The sequence below is a fragment of the Pseudomonas sp. W2I6 genome, assembly GCF_030815935.1.
Lineage (GTDB): Bacteria > Pseudomonadota > Gammaproteobacteria > Pseudomonadales > Pseudomonadaceae > Aquipseudomonas.
Map to the genome: position 1 here is coordinate 4,736,991 of NZ_JAUSXJ010000001.1, position 18,258 is coordinate 4,755,248.

Below are 18,258 nucleotides of genomic sequence, written 5' to 3' on the forward strand. Positions count from 1 at the left end.
TTTCTCACAAGGCTAGATCCTCAGGTGTGAATGTCATCTTGAATGAACGGTAGGGAGCGAAGTCGCTTGGTTTCATTCCCTGCATCTCGGTCAACCGGCCAATGTTCTTGACCGCTGCTACCGCCGAACTGTCGAACGAACCGTCGCCACTGGACTTGGCCACGCTGACCGAAGTCACCGTACCGTCCGGCAACATGCCGATCTGCAGCACTACTGTCATGCCTTTACGTGCCGAAGGAGGACGGGTCCACCCTTCCGCTGCCCGTGAACGAATCAGGTCGTCGAAACTGCCCGCGACTTCATCACCACGTTCATCGGCCAAGGCTTGCTGGCGCTGCGGCGTGTCGGAAAGCAAATCGGCCAAGGCCTGGGCCTTTTTGTCTTCGGTCGATTTACGCGCTGCTTCCTGGGCCTTTTTCTTGGAGGCATCGGCGGCAGCTTTCTTCTTCGCATCGTCGGCGATCTTCTTCTTCGCCTCGTCAGCTTCAGCTTTCTTCTTGGCGTCGTCCGCGGCTTTCTTCTTCGCGTCTTCGACTATCTTTTTCTTCGCGTCTTCAGCGGCCTTTTTCTTGGCCTCTTCTTCGGCAGCCTTCTTGGCTTCTTCTTCAGATTTCTTCTTGGCTATATCAGCCAATTGTTTCTCTTCAGCCTTCTTGGCTTCGGCAGCTTTATCGGCTTTCTTGGCTTCATCAGCCTTTTGCGCCTCTGCAGCTTTCTTCGCCTCGTCAGCCTTTTTCGATTCCTCGGCCTTTTGAGCCGCCTCTTCTTTCTTTTGTTCCGCAGCAGCCTTCACCGCTTCCTGCTCGACCTTCTTCTGTTCCATCTGCTCGACTTCAGTCTGGCGCGCAGCCGACTTCTGGGCCTCACCCGCAATCTTCTGATTGGTCTGGGTGGTGGCCTGGCTTTTCGATTTCAGCTGATACAGGGTCGCCTGCACGATCGGCTTGGCTGGCGGCAGGTCCGGGGTCATGGCAAAGCTGACGAACAGCATGCCAAACACCAGGACGTGCAGGGCAATTGCCCAGACGCTAGGCCAGAAGTAGCTTTCCGAGGCGGACGGCTCTCGCTGTTGGTGCATCAGGGCGCCTCGGTAATCAAGCCAACATTACCGACCCCGGCCTTCTGCAGCCCGCCCATGGCGCCCATGACGGAGCCGTAGTCGACGACCTTGTCGCCGCGAATGAACACCTGGGTGTGCTTGCCACCTTCGTTGCCGGCGCGAATGATCTTGGTCACGGCATCAGTCATCTGCGGCAAGGTCATGGCCTTGTCCTGCTGTTTCTGAGTGTCGACTTCGCTGCCAAGGTTCCAGTAATAGGTCTTGTCAGCCTTGATCGAAATGGTCAGGACCTGGGTGTTGTTGTCCTGCGGCAAGGCTTCGCTGGAAACCTTGGGCAGATCAACCTTCACGCCCTGATTGAGCATCGGCGCGGTCACCATGAAGATAACCAGCAGCACCAGCATCACGTCGATGTAAGGCACTACGTTCATCTCGGCGACCGGCTTGCGCTTTTTGCGAGCTCGAGCGATTAAAGCCATTGGGAATTACCTGCTTATTCTTCGCTGGTGTGCACTTTACGGTGCAGGATCGCCTGGAATTCATCGGCGAAGGTGTAGTAACGGCTGATCAAGGTTTCGCCACGAGCGGCAAAACGGTTGTAGGCGATTACTGCGGGAATAGCTGCGAACAGGCCGATGGCGGTGGCGATCAGCGCTTCGGCGATACCCGGGGCCACGGTGGCCAGGGTCGCTTGCTGGGCCTGGGCCAGGCCGCGGAAGGAGTTCATGATCCCCCATACGGTACCGAACAGGCCGATATACGGGCTAACGGAACCGACGGTGGCGAGGAACGGCAGGCTTTGCTCAAGCTTTTCTTCTTCCCGGGAGATGGCGACGCGCATGGCACGGGCCACGCCTTCCATGACCGCTTCCGGGTCAACGCCTGGCTGCTGGCGCAGACGGGAGAATTCCTTGAAGCCGGCGCGGAAGATCTGCTCGACGCCCGAATCCGGGTCCGGGTTGCTGCCCGCCTGGCGGTACAGCTTGGACAGGTCGATACCCGACCAGAAGCGCTCTTCGAAGCTCTCCAGGGCACGTCGACCAGCACGCAGCAGGTTGCTGCGCTGAAAAATCATGACCCAAGAGGTAACCGATGCGGCTACCAGGACCAGCATCACCAGTTGAACCACGACACTGGCATTGCTGACCAGGCTCCACATGGAGGAATGGTCGACGACGGTAGGTTCCACGCTAAATCTCCTGCTCTGAATGTTTACCCGCGCCGCTCACGCCGGCAAAGGCCGCGCGTAGAGTTTCGGGAATGGCCCGGGGTTTCAAACTATTGGTGCGAACACAGGCCACCAGAAACTGCCCCTCACAGAGCAGCGTTGCATCCGTAGCCCGCCTGACCTGCTGTTTAAAGCGCAGGCTGGCACGGTTCAATTCGGTTATTTCTGCGCTGACCAGCAGCTCGTCGTCCAGTCGCGCCGGCGCGTGGTAACGCGCCTCGCTGGAATGCACGACAAACAACAGGTCCTCCCCTGCCAGCTGGGATTGGGCAAAGCCCAGCTCCCGTAGCCGCTCGGTTCGAGCCCGCTCCATGAACTTTAGGTAATTGACGTAATAAACGATGCCGCCAGCATCGGTGTCCTCGTAATAAACGCGACAGCGATGTGCGAACGACTGATCCCCGTTTTGCGCGCGCATACTCTAGTGCTTACTCCTCAGGTTGCCAATCCGGCCAGGCAACTGTTTTTCATTCTGTGGCACATTTCTAACGAAAGAATGACGACGCCAGCCACTAGGACAGCACAAACTCCGAATAAATCGAATCGCCAAGCGTTTTTAATCGTCTACTGCATCGAGGAATTCGTCTACTACGGGCATCTCGCCCAATCGTGACGGAATGTTTAACCCAAAGTGCAGATACGCATGCCGGGTGACCACACGCCCCCTTGGCGTGCGCATGATGTAGCCCTGCTGAATCAGATACGGCTCCAGTACATCCTCAATCGTATGCCGCTCTTCGCTGATGGCGGCGGCGAGGCTGTCCACGCCCACCGGGCCGCCGTCGAACTTCTCGATCATGGTCAACAGCAGGCGCCGGTCCTGGTGATCAAAGCCATGCTCATCCACATCCAGCAGGTTCAGCGCCAGGTCTGCCACGGGCTTGGTGATATGCCCCTTGGCCCGCACTTCGGCAAAGTCGCGCACCCGGCGCAGCAGACGGTTGGCAATCCGCGGGGTACCACGGGCGCGGCGGGCGATTTCAAAGGCGCCTTCCGGGTCCAGGGGCAAGCCAAGGATGCTCGCCGAACGGCTGACGATGGTGGCCAGATCCGCCGTGCTATAGAACTCTAGACGTTGAACAATCCCGAAACGGTCTCGCAGCGGGTTGGTCAGCATGCCCGCACGGGTGGTCGCACCCACCAGCGTGAACGGTGGCAGGTCGAGCTTGATCGAGCGCGCCGCCGGGCCTTCACCGATCATGATGTCCAGTTGGAAGTCTTCCATGGCCGGGTACAGTACTTCCTCGACGATGGGCGAAAGCCGGTGGATCTCGTCGATAAACAGTACGTCGTGGGGCTCCAGGTTGGTCAGCAGCGCCGCCAGGTCGCCCGGGCGCTCCAGCACGGGGCCGGAGGTGGACTTGATCGACACGCCCATTTCCTGGGCGATGATGTTGGCCAGGGTGGTCTTGCCGAGGCCGGGCGGGCCGAAGATCAACGTGTGGTCCAGGGACTCGCTGCGCCCGCGCGCGGCCTGGATGAACAGCTCCATCTGCTCGCGCACGGTGGGCTGGCCGATGTATTCGGCAAGGCTCAGGGGGCGAATCGCCCGGTCCTGGATTTCTTCACGATCACGAGGCCCGGTGGCCGCGATCAGACGATCAGCTTCAATCACTTAAATCATTCCCTTCAGGGCGCGGCGGATCATGTCTTCGCTGCTCAGGTTCTTGTCCTTGATGGCTGACACGGCCTTGCTCGCCTCTTGCGGCTTGTAGCCCAGGGAGATCAGCGCGCTGACCGCATCGCTTTCAGCGCTGGCCACCGGCACACCCGGCGCATCAGGCTGGTTGGGCACCAGGGCAAACATGCTCGGCACAACCTCCCAGGCCTTGAAGCGGTCTTTGAGCTCCACCAGCAAGCGCTCGGCGGTTTTCTTGCCAACGCCCGGTACCTTGGTCAGCGCGGACGTGTCCTGGGCCGACACACAGCGCACCAATTCATCCACTTCCAGGCTCGACATCAGCGCCAGCGCCAGCTTCGGCCCCACGCCGTTGAGGCGGATCAGCTCACGGAAAAAATCCCGGTCACGCTTGCCAACGAACCCATAGAGCAATTGCGCGTCTTCGCGCACCACCAGGTGAGTGTGCAGGGTCAGCGGTTCACCGACCGACGGTAAGCGGTAGAGGGTGGTCATGGGCACTTCAAGCTCATAACCCAGCCCGTTTACATCCAGAATCAGGTGCGGTGGCTGTTTCTCAGCCAGGGTGCCGCGCAAGCGTCCAATCACGTTCGAATCCTTAAGAATCGGCTCAAATCAAGGCCTGGCCGGTAATAACGCGGGCATGCCGGCCGACAGCACAGGCCGTTCATGCACCCCACGCAGAATGAATGCGCTGATGCTATCAGAGACGCAGCCGGCCGCCACGACTGCGTGCGGTCCCCAAGCCATGGGGCATCAGGCTGGAACGGGTATGGGCATGGCAAATGGCAATGGCCAGGGCGTCGGAGGCATCGATTTGCGGTTTGGCGGTGAGTTTGAGCATGTGCATGACCATCATCATCACCTGCTCTTTATTGGCAGCACCGGTACCGACCACGGCTTGCTTGACCTGGGTCGCGGTGTATTCAGCGATCTCCATGCCCTCCTCGGCTCCGGCCACGATGGCCGCACCGCGGGCCTGGCCGAGCTTCAGGGCGGAGTCGGCGTTTTTCGCCATGAACACTTTTTCGATGCCCATGGTCACTGGCCCATAGGTCTGGATCACTTCACGCACGCCGCGATACACGATCTGCAAGCGCTCGGCCAACTCGCCGGCGCCGGTACGGATACAGCCCGACGCCACGTACACGCAGCCTCGCGGGGTCTGTTGGACCACGCCAAAGCCGGTGATTCGCGAACCGGGGTCGATACCTAGAATTAGAGTCATAACGCCTGCAGTTGGATAAAAAATTCTTGATATAGCCAAGATCAAAATGTGGGAGCGGGCTTGCTCGCGAAGGCGGTGTATCAGTCACCGTATTGACTGACTGACACGCCGCCTTCGCGAGCAAGCCCGCTCCCACATTAGATCTGCATCATCCTTCAGCCTAGCTGTTCAGCCACCGATTCCGGAATATCGGCATTGGAATAGACGTTCTGCACGTCATCCAGGTCTTCAAGCATGTCGAGCATCTTGAGTACCTTCTGCGCCCCGTCCAGGTCCAGCTCGGCGCTGGTGGTCGGCAGCATCACGATTTCCGCGTCGGTGCCTTTGAAACCAGCCGCTTCCAGGGCGTTACGCACCGAATAGAAGCCCGCGAACGAGGTGAACACGTCGATGGAGCCGTCTTCGTTGGTCACCACGTCGTCGGCATCGGCCTCCATTGCCGCCTCAATCAGCGCATCTTCATCCACGCCCGGCGCGAAGGAAATCTGCCCCTTGCGCTCAAACAGGTAGGCCACCGAACCGTCAGTGCCGAGGTTGCCGCCACATTTGCTGAACGCATGGCGCACGGCAGCCGCGGTACGGTTGCGGTTGTCGGTCATGCACTCGACCATCACCGCCACGCCACCCGGGCCGTAGCCTTCGTAGCTCAACTCGACCATGTCGTCTGTATCGGCCGCACCGGCACCACGGGCCACGGCGCGGTCGATGATGTCGCGGCTCATGTTGGCGCCGAGGGCCTTGTCCAGGGCCAGGCGCAGGCGCGGGTTGGAACCCGGGTCACCGCCACCCTGGCGCGCGGCAACGGTCAGCTCGCGAATCCACTTGGTGAAGATCTTGCCTTTCTTGGCATCCTGACGCTCTTTGCGGTGCTTGATGTTCGCCCACTTGGAATGGCCAGCCATAACACAACTCCGAAATTCTGTAGAAACCTGTCGATCCCGCCCCAGGCGGGACTTCCCTCTTTAACGTGCAGCCCTTGTAACGCAAAGGCGCATCCGAAGATGCGCCCTTAGCTGACAATGTAAAACCTTATCGCGCTTTCACGCTGCGGCCTTACTCAGCCTTTGGTGTCTCGCGCAGACGGATATGCAGCTCGCGCAGCGCCTTGGCATCCACCACACCCGGTGCTTGCGTCATGACGTCGGCAGCACTTTGGGTTTTCGGGAAGGCAATCACTTCACGGATCGACTGGGCACCGGTCATCAGCATCACCAGACGGTCCAGGCCGAAGGCCAGGCCGCCATGGGGTGGCGCGCCGTATTTCAGGGCGTCGAGCAGGAAGCCGAACTTCTCTTGCTGCTCATCTTCGTTGATGCCCAGCAGGCGGAAGACCGATTGCTGCATTTCCTTGCGGTGGATACGGATTGAACCGCCACCCAGCTCGGTGCCGTTGAGCACCATGTCGTAGGCACGGGACAGAGCGCCAGCCGGGTTGGCTTCCAGCTCTTGCGGCGTGCACTTCGGCGCGGTGAACGGGTGGTGCAGTGCGCTGAAGCTGCCGTCGTCGTTTTCTTCGAACATCGGGAAGTCGACAACCCACATCGGCGCCCACTGGCAGGTCAGCAGGTTCAGGTCGTTGCCGACCTTGATCCGCAGTGCACCCAGCGCTTCGCTGACGATCTTCGACTTGTCGGCACCGAAGAACACGATGTCGCCGTCAACCGCGCCAACACGATCCAGGATCACATTGAGGTTGGCTTCAGGGATGTTCTTGACGATTGGCGACTGCAGGCCTTCGACGCCCTTGGCGCGCTCGTTGACCTTGATGTACGCCAGGCCCTTGGCACCGTAGATGCCGACGAACTTGGTGTAGTCGTCGATCTGCTTACGCGGCATGCTCGCAGCGCCAGGCACGCGCAGCGCGGCAATACGGCATTTCGGGTCGTTGGCCGGACCGCTGAACACTTTGAAGTCGACGTCTTTGAGCTGGTCTTCAACGTCAACCAGTTCCAGCGGGTTACGCAGGTCCGGCTTGTCGGAACCGTAACGGCGCATGGCTTCTTCGAAGGTCATGTGCGGGAATTCGCCGAACTCCAGGTTCAGCACTTCCTTGAACAGGTTGCGGATCATCTGCTCGGTGATGCCCATGATCTCTTTTTCATCGAGGAAACTGGTCTCGATGTCGATCTGAGTGAATTCCGGCTGGCGGTCGGCCCGCAGGTCTTCGTCACGGAAGCACTTGGCGATCTGGTAGTAACGGTCGAAGCCGGCAACCATCAGCAGTTGCTTGAACAGCTGTGGCGATTGCGGCAAGGCGAAGAAGGAACCGGCGTGGGTGCGGCTCGGCACCAGGTAGTCGCGGGCGCCTTCCGGGGTAGCACGGGTCAGGATCGGCGTCTCGACGTCGAGGAAGCCGTTCTCGTCCAGGAAACGGCGGATGCTGGTGGTCATGCGCGAACGCAGACGCAGCTTCTCGGCCATTTCCGGGCGACGCAGGTCCAGGAAGCGATACCGCAGGCGGGTTTCTTCGCCAACGTCGGAGAACTCGTTCAGTGGGAACGGCGGGGTTTCCGACTCGTTCAGCACTTCCAGTTCGTAACCCAGCACTTCGATCATGCCCGACGCCATGTTGGCGTTGGTGGCACCGGCCGGACGCAGGCGAACCTTGCCGGTGATCTTCACGACGTACTCGCTGCGCACGCGGTCGGCGGCGGCGAAGCTCTCGGCGCGGTCCGGATCGAACACCACCTGGGCCAGACCATCACGATCACGGATATCGAGGAAGATCACCCCGCCGTGGTCGCGGCGACGGTGAACCCATCCGCAAAGGGTGATTTCCTGACCTTCCAGGGTCTCGTTCAGTTGGCCGCAATAGTGGCTGCGCATCATGATAGTGGTTTCGCTTCTCGTAATTCGAAATTCGGTGGAGGTCTGCCTCATCACCGTACAGCTAAGTCAGGTGACGGATAATGCAGGAGCCTGCGCGTAGAGTTCAACTCAGTCTGCTTTGTCGCCGCCGGCCAGATTCTTCTTCGAACCGGTCTTGAAATCGGTCTCGTACCAACCGTTGCCACTCAGGCGAAAGCCCGGCATGGACAACATCTTCTTGAGCTCCGGAGCCTGGCAGGCAGGGCAATCGACCAGCGGCGCTGCGCTGATCTTTTGAATGGCTTCCAACTGATGACCACAGGAAGCGCATTGATAGTCGTACATGGGCATGGAGATGTCTCGGCGATCAGATCATTACTGCGCCACGCCCTGCCCTGGCTCTATCCCGTGGGAAAGTCCCGGCATGCGCAGCAAAGCCCGGGATTATATCTGGTAAATCGAGGCTGTGCAGCCGTAGCGGCGCGCTGCTCTTTATATAGGTGGCTGTGGCACGCTTCTGCCAGGCGCCCGACCCGGGGCAATCCCGGGACGGGCGCCCGGCACAAGGTTCATGCAGGGTCCGGCTGGACACTGGGCGCGACAAGCCGCCCTTTCAATACATGCACCACGCAAACTACCCTGACCAGACCGCTGAAGTTCTTTACACCGCCATAACGCAAGTGCACTTCCCGGTCCACGTAAGACAGCAGCGCACTGACCGAACACGTATTGATCCTGGCGATCTCCGCGAGGATATTCCAATACACCTCTTCGAGCCGCAAACACGTCGAAAAACCATTAAGCCGAACTGATCGGGACAATGGCCTGGCCAAGTTCATATCGAACCCCTTGGCAAAGGGATCTACCTTTATCTTGTGCAATCCGCACGTTTCCATAACTCCATTACCTGCTCCGCGTGACATACACTTGACACTCCATTGCCTGACGGCCACTCATGTTCTCGTTGGCCGTTGAGCTATAAAACATCAAGACGACAAGTGCAGCCAGAAGACAGGGAGCCGATCACCGTAGGACAAGCCAACGCGCGTATCAGGAAGCTCGCGGAATCGCGGAAATCGCCGGAAAGCAGGCATGCGAGGGGCGTCAGCTCGACGCCCTCCCGCCACCGGTGTTATTTGTTTTCGAGCAGGGAACGCAACATCCATGCGGTCTTTTCATGCACTTGCATACGCTGGGTCAGCAAGTCCGCCGTCGGTTCATCACTGACTTTATCCAACAACGGGAAGATACCCCGGGCTGTGCGAGTCACCGCTTCCTGGCCTTCGACCAGTTGCTTGATCATGTCTTCAGCGCTTGGCACACCCTCTTCTTCCTTGATCGAAGAAAGTCGCGCATACACCGAGTAGGCACCCGGCGCGGGAAAGCCCAGGGCACGAATACGCTCTGCGATTGAATCCACCGCCAGCGCCAGTTCGTTGTACTGCTCTTCAAACATCAAGTGCAGTGTACGAAACATGGGCCCCGTTACGTTCCAATGGAAGTTGTGGGTCTTCAGGTAAAGTACATAGGTATCGGAAAGCAGTCGCGAAAGTCCATCAACGATTGATTTACGGTCTTCTTCACTGATACCAATATCGATTGCCATGTGTTTCCCCTTCAATTGATAAAAATTCATTGATCAGGTGCAGGACCACTCTAGCAAGAGTGCCGGCCGTGCGCAGCCTGGCTGACCCTTTCGAGGTGCGGCAAATCGCCCCTTGCAGAGCGGGCTTGCCCGACAGGCAAGGCTTCAACAGCTACCGGAAAAATTACCCAGCACCTGCGAAAAAGCCTGCACCTGTCTAGGACAAGTGTTTGACGCAGAAATGCCGTGCCCCTTGTAACAGCCTGAAATGCTTGATTTGAGTAGGCACAGGCTTTGCTGTTAAATAGGCAGCGTGTCGCCGCCGATATTTTTCGCGGCAAGCGGCATAGGCTGATACCCGTGCACGTGCCCAACGCCTCCCATTGTTCAGAAGCGAACCGTGCCCGTCAGCTCTTCCTTGTGATCCGTCTTAACGTGAGTTAATCAAAATGTTGAAAATCGTCCACCTGCTAACGGGCGCTGCAGCTTTGCTGCTGTCCTTTATCCCCAGCCTGCGATCAGAGACCCTGCCTTACCTGCAGCAACCTGACGCTCTCTACCTGACCTTCTTTGGTCTTCTTAACCTGACACTGGCTCCAGTCATTCCTTACTGGAACAAAGGCCCGCGTCATCAACTGCAAAACCTGGTCAGCGCCCTGCTGGTCCTGGCTGTTGTCGTGCAAACCCTCACCCTGCTGGCGCCTATGCCTGAAGTGGGTGGCCACCCGGCCGTCCTGCTCAGCCTGGCAATAGCACTGGTAGCCATCGTTCTTCATCTGGCCATCAGTTTTTACCGCTCCTCCCCGGCCGCTGCGTCGCAAAGCTACGACATGACCAACCGGGATACCGGGACCGTCAAGTGGTTCAACACCTCCAAGGGCTTCGGCTTTATTTCCCGGGATTCGGGCGACGATATCTTCGTCCACTTCCGGGCGATTCGCGGCGAAGGCCATCGCGTACTGGTGGAAGGCCAGCGCGTGGAGTTTTCCGTCATGAACCGTGACAAGGGGCTGCAAGCTGAAGATGTGATCGCCGCATTGCCGCGTCGCTGATTCCAGCACCCCGAAAAAAAGAAACCGCGATGCAGCCTCGCTGCATCGCGGTTTTTTTATGCCCGGGGGTTCAACCCCTGCCTTATTAATAATGAGGCGGCGGCGCCTCTTCCTCGGACGACTCGAACTGGCCGCCCATTTCTTCCTGGCGCTTGAGCAACGCAGTCATCTGCAACTGCAGGCGTTCCACGGCACGCTGCTGGGTGACTAGGATGTCATTCAGGGTCTCGATGGTGTCGTCCTGAAAGGCCAGGCGGCTTTCCAGGTCGGTCACACGGGCTTGAAGATCCATGGCTCAAGCCTCCAGGAACGTGAAGTCGGCCGGCAGGATCTCGCGCAGGCGCGCACGAATTGCCACCACTTGCTCGTCACTGTAGGGACTCGCCGGGTGCTTGCCCCAGACCGGCGCAGGCCAGGCCGCGTCGTCGCGCTTGCGTACGATCACATGCACGTGCAGCTGGCTGACCACATTACCCAAGGCACCGATATTCATTTTGTCGGCGCCGAACCCTTCGTTCAGCCACTGTGCCAGTGCCGTGCTTTCCTGCCACACCCGCTGCTGGTCGGCGACATCCAGTTGAAACACTTCGCTGATACCGTCAATGCGCGGCACCAGGATGAACCAGGGGTAATTCGAGTCATTGGAAAGCAGCAGCCGACACAGGGGGAAATCCCCGATAGGCAAGGTGTCTTGTTGAAGACGTGGATCTAAGGCGAACACAGCAGTCACTCCCGTTCGGCGGGTCAGGTTTCAGGCGCCCAGCATACCTGCGAATGCCAGTCGCTTCACGGCGAATGCGCGTGGCCGAATACGCGCCCAAACAGGACGCCACGAAAAAAAGCGCACCATTTCGAGACAGGCCAATATTTCAGCTACGCTAAATGACCAATGTATCCAATTCCGGTCAAAGTCGGGACGCGGAACATGCTTCAAGACCTTGAGCCAGACGGCTTTCAAAAGGCGAAGGCTGAACGGGAGCAGAAACGCAGTCAGTGAAGCACTGCACCAAAATGACCCATTTGTGCTTCAAAGGGATCCGCCAACTACCCACCGAACGGGGTGAACCGGTAACGTTTTGCTCTGGTACAGGTTTTATGCGCCACCGAACCGAAGTGCGGCAGGCGCGTCAAGGCCAAACCAAACGGCGTAAAAAGCCCGTGCTTATGCGGTTTTTACAGGCCGTTGACACTTTTCACGAAAAAATCACATTCGGTTACGGGTTTGTGCACGCTTGTTGCATTCACACCCATATCGTCGACAACGGCACCGGCGGGAAGCAGGTGTTTCGCGACGGAAAATAACAGCGGTTCAATGCCTGACAGGGATGAGTTGAAACTTTCAGGGGTGACTTTTCCACCCCGCTTCCAAGGTTTTAAAACAGCATTGAAGTTGTCAGTCCGGTTACAAGTGGACTGTGAATTTGCGACATGGAGCTAGCAATTTACGACAGGCCCGTAAAGAAGCTGAAAGGATAGATGTGCAAGTATCGTCAATAATGTCTGCGTGATATAACTTTGCGCCGACACAAAAAAGAAAGAGCCGCCCAGACAAAAATATAGGTGGGACGGCAGTACTCTTCCTAAAACCAAAGGAGCAAATCACGATGCGCGTGATGAAGTGGAGCATGATCGCCCTGGCTGTTTCAGCAGGCACCTCGCAGTTCGCAATGGCGTCCTCCCAGGACGATTCCAAGGGCTTTGTTGAAGACAGCACTTTCAGCATCAACACTCGCCTCCTGAACTTTAGCCGCGACTTCCGTAACAATGACACCGGCAAGAGCCGCGTCGACGAAACCGGTCTGGGCTTCAACGGCCTGTACCAGTCGGGCTTCACCCAAGGCACCATCGGTGTGGGTGTCGACGTCATCGGTCTGTTGGGCGTCAAACTGGACAGCGGCAAGGGTCGTTCCGGCACTGGCCTGTTTCCAACTGGCTCCGACGGTCGCGCTCAGGATGATTACTCCAAGGGCGGCGGCGCAGTTAAGTTCCGTATCTCCGATACGGTCCTGAAAATCGGCGACCAGTACACCACCGCGCCTGTATTCGCTTCCGATGACAGCCGTCTGCTGCCTGAATTGCCACAGGGTATCTCGCTGACCAGCAACGAGATCAAAGGCCTGAAACTTGAAGGCGGTCACTTCACTTCGAGCGTGGCACAAGCCCAGACCTACCGCGACAGCCTGGGCCTGACAAAAACCGACTTCATCGGTGGTGTCTACGCCCTGACTCCAGAAGTCAGCGCCAGCCTCTACTACGCGAAGACCGAAGACTACTGGAAGAAAACCTACGCCAACCTGAACTGGACCCATGCGCTCAGCAATGAGCAGTCCCTGGCGGTCGACTTCAACATCTACAGCACCAAAAGTGATGGCGCTGGCCTGCAACGGGCTGAGAAAGACGGCACCACCAAACTGGACAACCGTGCCTACAGCTTGCAAGGCGCGTACACCATCCAGGCTCACACCTTTACCCTGGCCTACCAGAAGGTCAGCGGTGACGGTGACTACGGCTACGGCGTAGACGGCGGCGGCACGATCTTCCTTGCCAACTCCATCGCTCGTTCCGACTTCAACGCTGAAGACGAGAAGTCGTTCCAGGCTCGCTACGACCTGAACATGGCGACTTTCGGCGTACCAGGCCTGAGCTTCATGACTCGCTACGTCAAAGGTACCGGCGCCAACACCGCCGACACCTCGAACGGCAAAGAGTGGGAACGTGACATCGAAGCCAAGTACGTGATCCAGAGCGGCCCGGCAAAAGACCTGAGCCTGCGCGTGCGTCAAGCCACTTATCGCTCCAGCGATGGTGTGTACTACGGTTCGGCGTCCATCGACGAACTGCGTCTGATCGCGCAATACCCGCTGAACATCTTGTAATTGGCAGTTTGATTACAACGATGACTTAGGGTTTCGGCCCTAACTAAAAAGCCGCTCACTTGTTCGCAAGTGAGCGGCTTTTTTATTGCAACTTAATCTCAACAACCGGATAACTAGCAAGCTAACTATCTAGTTTAATCCTGCGTAACAAACCTGACACATCGGCCAGGTTTAATCATCCAGTCACACTATTACTTCCCAGCACTTTCCTGCATGACGCGAATAACCCGTTGTGGAAACGGAATATCAATCCCCGCCGCTTTCAAACGGTCACGTGCCAGTTCATTGAACATGAACATCACATCCCAGTAATCCGAAGTCTTGGTCCAGACTCGCAGGGATACCGTGATCGAACTGTCGCCCAAGGTCGAAACTACCGCTGCCGGCGCAGGATCAGCCAATACACGTGGATCCTTGGCCAGTTCCAACAGCACTTCACGTGCTTTCTGCAGGTCGGCTTCATAGTCGACCCCCACGTCAAACACCACCTTGCGGGTCGGCTGACGGTTGGTGTTGGTGATGAGGCCGTTGGACAGGCTGCCGTTCGGGATGATCACCGTCTTGTTGTCGCCGGTGCGCAACACGGTGTGGAAGATCTGAATGCTGTCGACGGTACCGGAAGTGCCCTGGGCTTCGATCCAGTCACCAATGCGGAACGGACGGAACAACAGAATCAGCACGCCGCCGGCGAAGTTCGCCAGGCTGCCTTGCAAGGCCAGGCCGATGGCCAGGGTGGCGGCGCCGATCGCGGCAACGAACGAGGTGGTTGCGACGCCGATCATCGAGGCCACGTTGACCACCAGCATGACCTTGAGCGCAATGTTCGCAAGGCTGGTAATGAAGTGTTGCAGCGCCAGGTCAGCATTACGCAACGCCAGCAAACGCCCTACCCGGTGGGTCAAGACGTTGATCAGCCACCAACCAATGGCCAGGGTGACCACGGCCAGCAAAAATCGGCTGCCGTATTCCATGATCATCGGTAACCACGACTCCGAGGTCTTGATCAAGTGATCCACTTCAGCGTTCAAATCCATCTACATTCTCCTGTTTGCCGGATGTGCGGCCTTATCAATCCCCACATAACAAATGAGCCCCGAAGGGCTCAATCGTTTCTGCAGGTTCTGGGCGTGGGACGTCAAAAACGTCCACAGGTTCCCGAGGGGTCCACTCAGTCGCGGAAGTTATTGAACTGCAGCGGCATGTCGAAGGTCTTGGCGCGCAGGGCAGCAATGGCCTCCTGCAAATCGTCACGCTTCTTGCCGGTGATACGCACCTGCTCGCCCTGGATGGCGGCCTGGACCTTGAGCTTGGCGTCTTTGACGTGAGCGACGATTTTCTTCGCCAGCTCCTTGTCGATGCCTTCCTTGAGCACGGCTTCCTGCTTCATCAGCTTGCCGGACGCATAGGCATCCTTGATTTCAAGGCACTGTGCATCGATCTTGCGCTTGACCAGAGACAGCTTGAGGATCTCAATCATCGCTTCCAGCTGGAAGTCGGCTTCCGCGGTCAGGTTGACGGTCAGCTCCTTTTCCTTGAACTCGAAGCTGCCCTTGCCCTTCAAGTCATAGCGGCGATCCAGCTCCTTGACGGCGTTCTCGACGGCGTTGGTGACTTCATGTTTGTCCAGTTCGGATACCACGTCGAACGACGGCATGTAATTTCTCCAATAAAAAAGGGGCGCGGCTCAGTAGAGATGGAGCACGCCCGGGCTAAAATGCCCGGGCATTATAGCGGTTCTTTCGCCTCGTTCACTGCGGGCAGCCTTACGGAGTAAAAACTGATGTCGACCACCTGGCACGTCCTCGGCGCCGGCAGCCTCGGAACACTGTGGGCCGCCCGCCTGGCCCGCGCCGGGCTGCCCGTGCGCCTGATCCTGCGGGATCACAGGCGGTTGGCGAGTTATCAGACGGCCAATGGCCTGACCCTGGTCGAGCAAGGCGTGGCCCACACCTACCCGGTCGTCGGCGAAACCTCCGACAGCCCTGGGCCAATTCATCGCCTGCTGGTGGCATGCAAGGCCTACGACGCCCAGGAAGCCGTCGCACAACTGGAACATCGACTGGTGCCGGACGCCGAACTGATCCTGTTGCAAAACGGGCTGGGCAGCCAGGACGCAGTCGCCGCCCAACTGCCCCAGGCACGCTGCATCTTCGCCTCCAGCACCGAAGGCGCGTTTCGCGAGAGTGACTGGCGAGTAGTGTTTGCCGGCCATGGCTACACCTGGCTGGGGGATGCTCGGCACCCTACTCCGCCGCTGTGGCTGGATGACCTGCAAGCCGCCGGCATTCCCCATGAGTGGAGCACCGACATCCTCACCCGCCTGTGGCGCAAACTGGCCCTGAACTGCGCCATCAACCCGCTGACCGTGCTTTACCAATGTCGCAATGGCGAGCTGCAAGCCCATCAGTGCGAAGTGGCCACCCTGTGCGCCGAACTCGCCGACCTGCTGGAATGCTGCGGCCAACCCGCTGCCGCAGAAGATTTGCACAGCGAAGTGGAACGGGTAATCCAGGCCACGGCGGCCAATTACTCCTCGATGTACCAAGACGTGGCCAGTGCCCGACGCACCGAAATCAGCTATTTGCTGGGCTATGCCTGCCAGGCGGCCGCCCGCCACCAACTGAGCTTGCCGCACCTGCAACAACTCCAGGCGCGCCTGGTACGGCAACTGTCTGCACGCGGATTGCCCAGCGACTGAAGCACGCGCTACCCTGCCTGCTTGTTCCTTTGCAGCGAAAACCTTGATGCCACTGCGCCAGCGTCTCGAAAATCTACCGGTTGGGCAAAAACTGCTGGCGGCCCTGCTGGTTTTGTTGACCACCGTCTTGCTGGTGGCCAACCTGACCTTTATCAGCGCCGCCTACTGGATCTCCCAGGAAAGCATGGCGCCCCAGGCCTTGCAGGCCATCGGTCGGCTGGTGTCCAACCCGTCGCTCGCCGCCGAGTCCCTGGACTCACCGCTCAAGGCGCAAACCCTGCTGGATGAACTGACCAGCTACTCGCCATTGCGGGCCGCGGCCTTATACGACGGAGATGGCACGCGCCTGGCCCAGCTGCAACATGCCAATCGCCTGCACCTGCCAGATAATTTCCGGGACATTGAAACCTGGCGTACCACCGAATTTCGCAGCAACCAGGTGATCACCCTGCCCCGTGCCGGCAAACCGTCCGGGCACTTGCTGCTGGTGGCCAGCAGCGAACTGCCGGTGGCTTTCTATACCGGGACCTTCACCGCCAGCCTGGGTATCCTGATCTTCAGCGTGCTGCTGTGGCTGGTGATCGCCCGGCAGATCAAGCGCCTGATTACCCGGCCGATCCATGAACTGGAAGAATTGTCGCGCCAGGTCACCCGGGAAGAGAACTACGCCCTGCGCGCCGGTCGCGGCAACCATGATGAAATCGGCAGCCTCGCCGAAGCTTTCAACACCATGCTTTCGCGCATTGAAGCCCGTGAGCAGCAACTCAAGCGCGCGCGGGACGATTCCCAGGCCGCCTACGATCAAGCCCAGGGCCTGGCGGAAGAAACCCGCCACACCAACCGCAAGCTGGAACTGGAAGTGCAGGTGCGCAGCAAGATCGAGAAAAAGCTCACCGGCTTCCAGAACTACCTCAACAGCATCATCGACTCGATGCCCTCGGCGCTGATCGCCCTCGACGAACAGCTCTACGTCACCCAATGGAACCAGGAAGCCAGCGCACTTTCCGGGACCCGCCTGGACGAGGCACTGAACCAGCCGATCTTCCTCGCCTTCCAGCCGCTCAAGCCGTTCCTGCCGCAGATCAAGGCCACGGTCGAGCAACACACCGTGGAGCGGATCGAGCGCGTTACCTGGGTCAAGGATGACGAACCCAAGCACTACGCCCTGACCTTCTATCCGTTGATGGGCGGTGCCGGACGCGGCGTGGTGATCCGGATCGACGACATCACCCAGCGCTTGTCCCTGGAAGAAATGATGGTGCAGTCAGAGAAAATGCTCTCGGTCGGTGGCCTGGCCGCCGGCATGGCGCACGAAATCAACAACCCGCTGGGAGCGATCCTGCATAACGTGCAGAACATTCGCCGCCGGTTGTCCAACGAACTGCCGAAAAACCTCGAGCACGCCGAACAGGCGGGCATCGACCTGGACTCGGTCAACCGCTACCTGCAAAGCCGCGAAGTGCCACAGTTGCTCGACGGCATCCAGCAGGCTGGCGCCCGGGCGGCGAAAATCGTCACCCACATGCTCAGTTTCAGCCGCCGCAGCAACCGGCAGATGGCGCCGTGCGACTTGCCGGCCTTGATCGACCAGGCGGTGGAAATTGCCGGCAACGACTTCGACCTCACCGTCGGCTTCGACTTCAAGGGCCAGGCGATCATCCGCCAGTTCGACCCGCAACTGGGCCCGGTCCCCGGCACCGCCAACGAACTGGAGCAAGTACTGCTCAACCTGCTGAAAAACGCCGCCCAGGCGATTCACCAGCGCGAAGACGGCAGCGAGCCCGGCCGGATCATCCTGCGCACCCGGCTCAACCCGCCGTGGGCAGAAATCCAGGTGGAAGACAACGGCATCGGCATGAGCGAGAACGTGCGCAAACGCACGTTTGAGCCGTTCTTCACCACCAAGGAAATCGGCCAGGGCACCGGGCTTGGGTTGTCGGTTTCGTATTTCATCATCACCAACAATCACAAGGGGCAGATGGAAGTGCATTCGACCCTTGGCCAGGGTACCTGTTTCACCTTGCGCTTGCCCCTGGCGGGCAGCCAATTGCCACCCAACGAACTCACTCAACTGGAGCGCTAAC

At 58.8% G+C, this 18,258-nt stretch carries 20 protein-coding genes; 4 read left to right on the plus strand and 16 right to left on the minus strand.

From position 1 onward, the window contains the following. Positions 1–4: 4 nt before the first annotated feature. The 12 genes from tolA to QF039_RS21875 all read right to left on the minus strand — a co-directional run bounded on the left by tolA (position 5) and on the right by QF039_RS21875 (position 9,569). Positions 5–1,078: a cell envelope integrity protein TolA gene (tolA, locus tag QF039_RS21820; RefSeq protein ID WP_003209823.1), complete on the minus strand. Its 1,074-nt coding sequence runs from the start codon at positions 1,076–1,078 to the stop codon at positions 5–7. Then, entirely contained in the window at positions 1,078–1,530 is a 453-nt protein-coding gene (gene tolR, locus QF039_RS21825; protein ID WP_161635741.1) for a protein TolR, read from the minus strand. The genes tolA and tolR overlap by 1 nt, the downstream gene beginning before the upstream one ends. A 23-nt stretch (positions 1,531–1,553) precedes the next feature. Continuing rightward, positions 1,554–2,249, minus strand: a complete 696-nt coding sequence (gene tolQ / locus QF039_RS21830) for a protein TolQ (protein ID WP_003209819.1) — start codon at positions 2,247–2,249, stop codon at positions 1,554–1,556. Between the two features lies 1 nt (position 2,250). Next, the gene (gene ybgC, locus QF039_RS21835; RefSeq protein WP_008432379.1) at positions 2,251–2,706 is read right to left on the minus strand and encodes a tol-pal system-associated acyl-CoA thioesterase; all 456 of its coding nucleotides are present in this window, start codon (positions 2,704–2,706) and stop codon (positions 2,251–2,253) included. A 138-nt stretch (positions 2,707–2,844) separates the two neighbouring features. Beyond that, entirely contained in the window at positions 2,845–3,903 is a 1,059-nt protein-coding gene (ruvB, locus tag QF039_RS21840) for a Holliday junction branch migration DNA helicase RuvB (protein WP_003209815.1), read from the minus strand. Beyond that, positions 3,904–4,515 (minus strand): Holliday junction branch migration protein RuvA, encoded by a 612-nt coding sequence (gene ruvA, locus QF039_RS21845; RefSeq protein WP_003209814.1) that lies wholly within the window; start codon positions 4,513–4,515, stop codon positions 3,904–3,906. It lies immediately after the preceding gene. Between the two features lie 115 nt (positions 4,516–4,630). Then, positions 4,631–5,155 (minus strand): crossover junction endodeoxyribonuclease RuvC, encoded by a 525-nt coding sequence (gene ruvC / locus QF039_RS21850; protein ID WP_003209812.1) that lies wholly within the window; start codon positions 5,153–5,155, stop codon positions 4,631–4,633. A gap of 155 nt (positions 5,156–5,310) precedes the next feature. Beyond that, on the minus strand, positions 5,311–6,057 hold the full coding sequence (locus tag QF039_RS21855) for a YebC/PmpR family DNA-binding transcriptional regulator (protein WP_003209810.1): 747 nt from the start codon (positions 6,055–6,057) through the stop codon (positions 5,311–5,313). A gap of 151 nt (positions 6,058–6,208) precedes the next feature. After that, positions 6,209–7,984: an aspartate--tRNA ligase gene (gene aspS, locus QF039_RS21860; RefSeq protein ID WP_003209808.1), complete on the minus strand. Its 1,776-nt coding sequence runs from the start codon at positions 7,982–7,984 to the stop codon at positions 6,209–6,211. A gap of 108 nt (positions 7,985–8,092) precedes the next feature. Next, complete coding sequence (locus QF039_RS21865; protein ID WP_003209804.1) at positions 8,093–8,314, minus strand: FmdB family zinc ribbon protein; 222 nt, start codon at positions 8,312–8,314, stop codon at positions 8,093–8,095. A gap of 218 nt (positions 8,315–8,532) precedes the next feature. Beyond that, positions 8,533–8,886 (minus strand): ribbon-helix-helix domain-containing protein, encoded by a 354-nt coding sequence (locus QF039_RS21870; protein WP_043225921.1) that lies wholly within the window; start codon positions 8,884–8,886, stop codon positions 8,533–8,535. 209 nt (positions 8,887–9,095) lie between these two features. Then, positions 9,096–9,569 carry a Dps family protein gene (locus QF039_RS21875; RefSeq protein WP_003209800.1) on the minus strand — a complete coding sequence of 158 codons (474 nt, stop codon included), beginning with the start codon at positions 9,567–9,569 and terminating at the stop codon, positions 9,096–9,098. A 428-nt stretch (positions 9,570–9,997) separates the two neighbouring features. On the opposite strand from QF039_RS21875, the gene QF039_RS21880 reads away from it, so the two are divergent. Then, entirely contained in the window at positions 9,998–10,600 is a 603-nt protein-coding gene (locus QF039_RS21880; RefSeq protein ID WP_003209798.1) for a cold-shock protein, read from the plus strand. Between the two features lie 85 nt (positions 10,601–10,685). On the opposite strand, the gene QF039_RS21885 is transcribed toward QF039_RS21880, so the two are convergent. After that, positions 10,686–10,892: a SlyX family protein gene (locus tag QF039_RS21885; RefSeq protein WP_003209796.1), complete on the minus strand. Its 207-nt coding sequence runs from the start codon at positions 10,890–10,892 to the stop codon at positions 10,686–10,688. A 3-nt stretch (positions 10,893–10,895) separates the two neighbouring features. Further along, on the minus strand, positions 10,896–11,321 hold the full coding sequence (locus QF039_RS21890; RefSeq protein ID WP_307520655.1) for an HIT domain-containing protein: 426 nt from the start codon (positions 11,319–11,321) through the stop codon (positions 10,896–10,898). Between the two features lie 883 nt (positions 11,322–12,204). On the opposite strand from QF039_RS21890, the gene QF039_RS21895 reads away from it, so the two are divergent. Then, on the plus strand, positions 12,205–13,476 hold the full coding sequence (locus tag QF039_RS21895; RefSeq protein WP_003209790.1) for an OprD family porin: 1,272 nt from the start codon (positions 12,205–12,207) through the stop codon (positions 13,474–13,476). A gap of 191 nt (positions 13,477–13,667) precedes the next feature. On the opposite strand, the gene QF039_RS21900 is transcribed toward QF039_RS21895, so the two are convergent. Further along, entirely contained in the window at positions 13,668–14,510 is an 843-nt protein-coding gene (locus QF039_RS21900) for a mechanosensitive ion channel family protein (protein WP_003209787.1), read from the minus strand. 134 nt (positions 14,511–14,644) lie between these two features. Then, positions 14,645–15,130: a YajQ family cyclic di-GMP-binding protein gene (locus tag QF039_RS21905; RefSeq protein ID WP_003209785.1), complete on the minus strand. Its 486-nt coding sequence runs from the start codon at positions 15,128–15,130 to the stop codon at positions 14,645–14,647. 126 nt (positions 15,131–15,256) lie between these two features. Here QF039_RS21905 and QF039_RS21910 point away from each other — a divergent pair, with 126 nt between their 5' ends. Further along, complete coding sequence (locus QF039_RS21910) at positions 15,257–16,174, plus strand: putative 2-dehydropantoate 2-reductase (protein ID WP_177051405.1); 918 nt, start codon at positions 15,257–15,259, stop codon at positions 16,172–16,174. Positions 16,175–16,220: 46 nt separating this feature from the next. Next, entirely contained in the window at positions 16,221–18,257 is a 2,037-nt protein-coding gene (locus QF039_RS21915; RefSeq protein ID WP_003209782.1) for an ATP-binding protein, read from the plus strand. The last annotated feature ends 1 nt before the right edge of the window (position 18,258 follow it).

Coding starts and splice junctions, on each gene's coding strand:
- QF039_RS21905 (WP_003209785.1), bottom strand. CDS start 15,130: ATGCCGTCGTTCGACGTGGTATCCGAACTGGACAAACATGAAGTCACC.
- ruvC (WP_003209812.1), bottom strand. CDS start 5,155: ATGACTCTAATTCTAGGTATCGACCCCGGTTCGCGAATCACCGGCTTT.
- aspS (WP_003209808.1), bottom strand. CDS start 7,984: ATGATGCGCAGCCACTATTGCGGCCAACTGAACGAGACCCTGGAAGGT.
- QF039_RS21885 (WP_003209796.1), bottom strand. CDS start 10,892: ATGGATCTTCAAGCCCGTGTGACCGACCTGGAAAGCCGCCTGGCCTTT.
- ybgC (WP_008432379.1), bottom strand. CDS start 2,706: ATGCGCGCGCAAAACGGGGATCAGTCGTTCGCACATCGCTGTCGCGTT.
- QF039_RS21870 (WP_043225921.1), bottom strand. CDS start 8,886: ATGTCACGCGGAGCAGGTAATGGAGTTATGGAAACGTGCGGATTGCAC.
- QF039_RS21855 (WP_003209810.1), bottom strand. CDS start 6,057: ATGGCTGGCCATTCCAAGTGGGCGAACATCAAGCACCGCAAAGAGCGT.
- QF039_RS21915 (WP_003209782.1), top strand. CDS start 16,221: ATGCCACTGCGCCAGCGTCTCGAAAATCTACCGGTTGGGCAAAAACTG.
- QF039_RS21865 (WP_003209804.1), bottom strand. CDS start 8,314: ATGCCCATGTACGACTATCAATGCGCTTCCTGTGGTCATCAGTTGGAA.
- QF039_RS21910 (WP_177051405.1), top strand. CDS start 15,257: ATGTCGACCACCTGGCACGTCCTCGGCGCCGGCAGCCTCGGAACACTG.
- tolA (WP_003209823.1), bottom strand. CDS start 1,078: ATGCACCAACAGCGAGAGCCGTCCGCCTCGGAAAGCTACTTCTGGCCT.
- QF039_RS21875 (WP_003209800.1), bottom strand. CDS start 9,569: ATGGCAATCGATATTGGTATCAGTGAAGAAGACCGTAAATCAATCGTT.
- QF039_RS21880 (WP_003209798.1), top strand. CDS start 9,998: ATGTTGAAAATCGTCCACCTGCTAACGGGCGCTGCAGCTTTGCTGCTG.
- QF039_RS21900 (WP_003209787.1), bottom strand. CDS start 14,510: ATGGATTTGAACGCTGAAGTGGATCACTTGATCAAGACCTCGGAGTCG.
- QF039_RS21895 (WP_003209790.1), top strand. CDS start 12,205: ATGCGCGTGATGAAGTGGAGCATGATCGCCCTGGCTGTTTCAGCAGGC.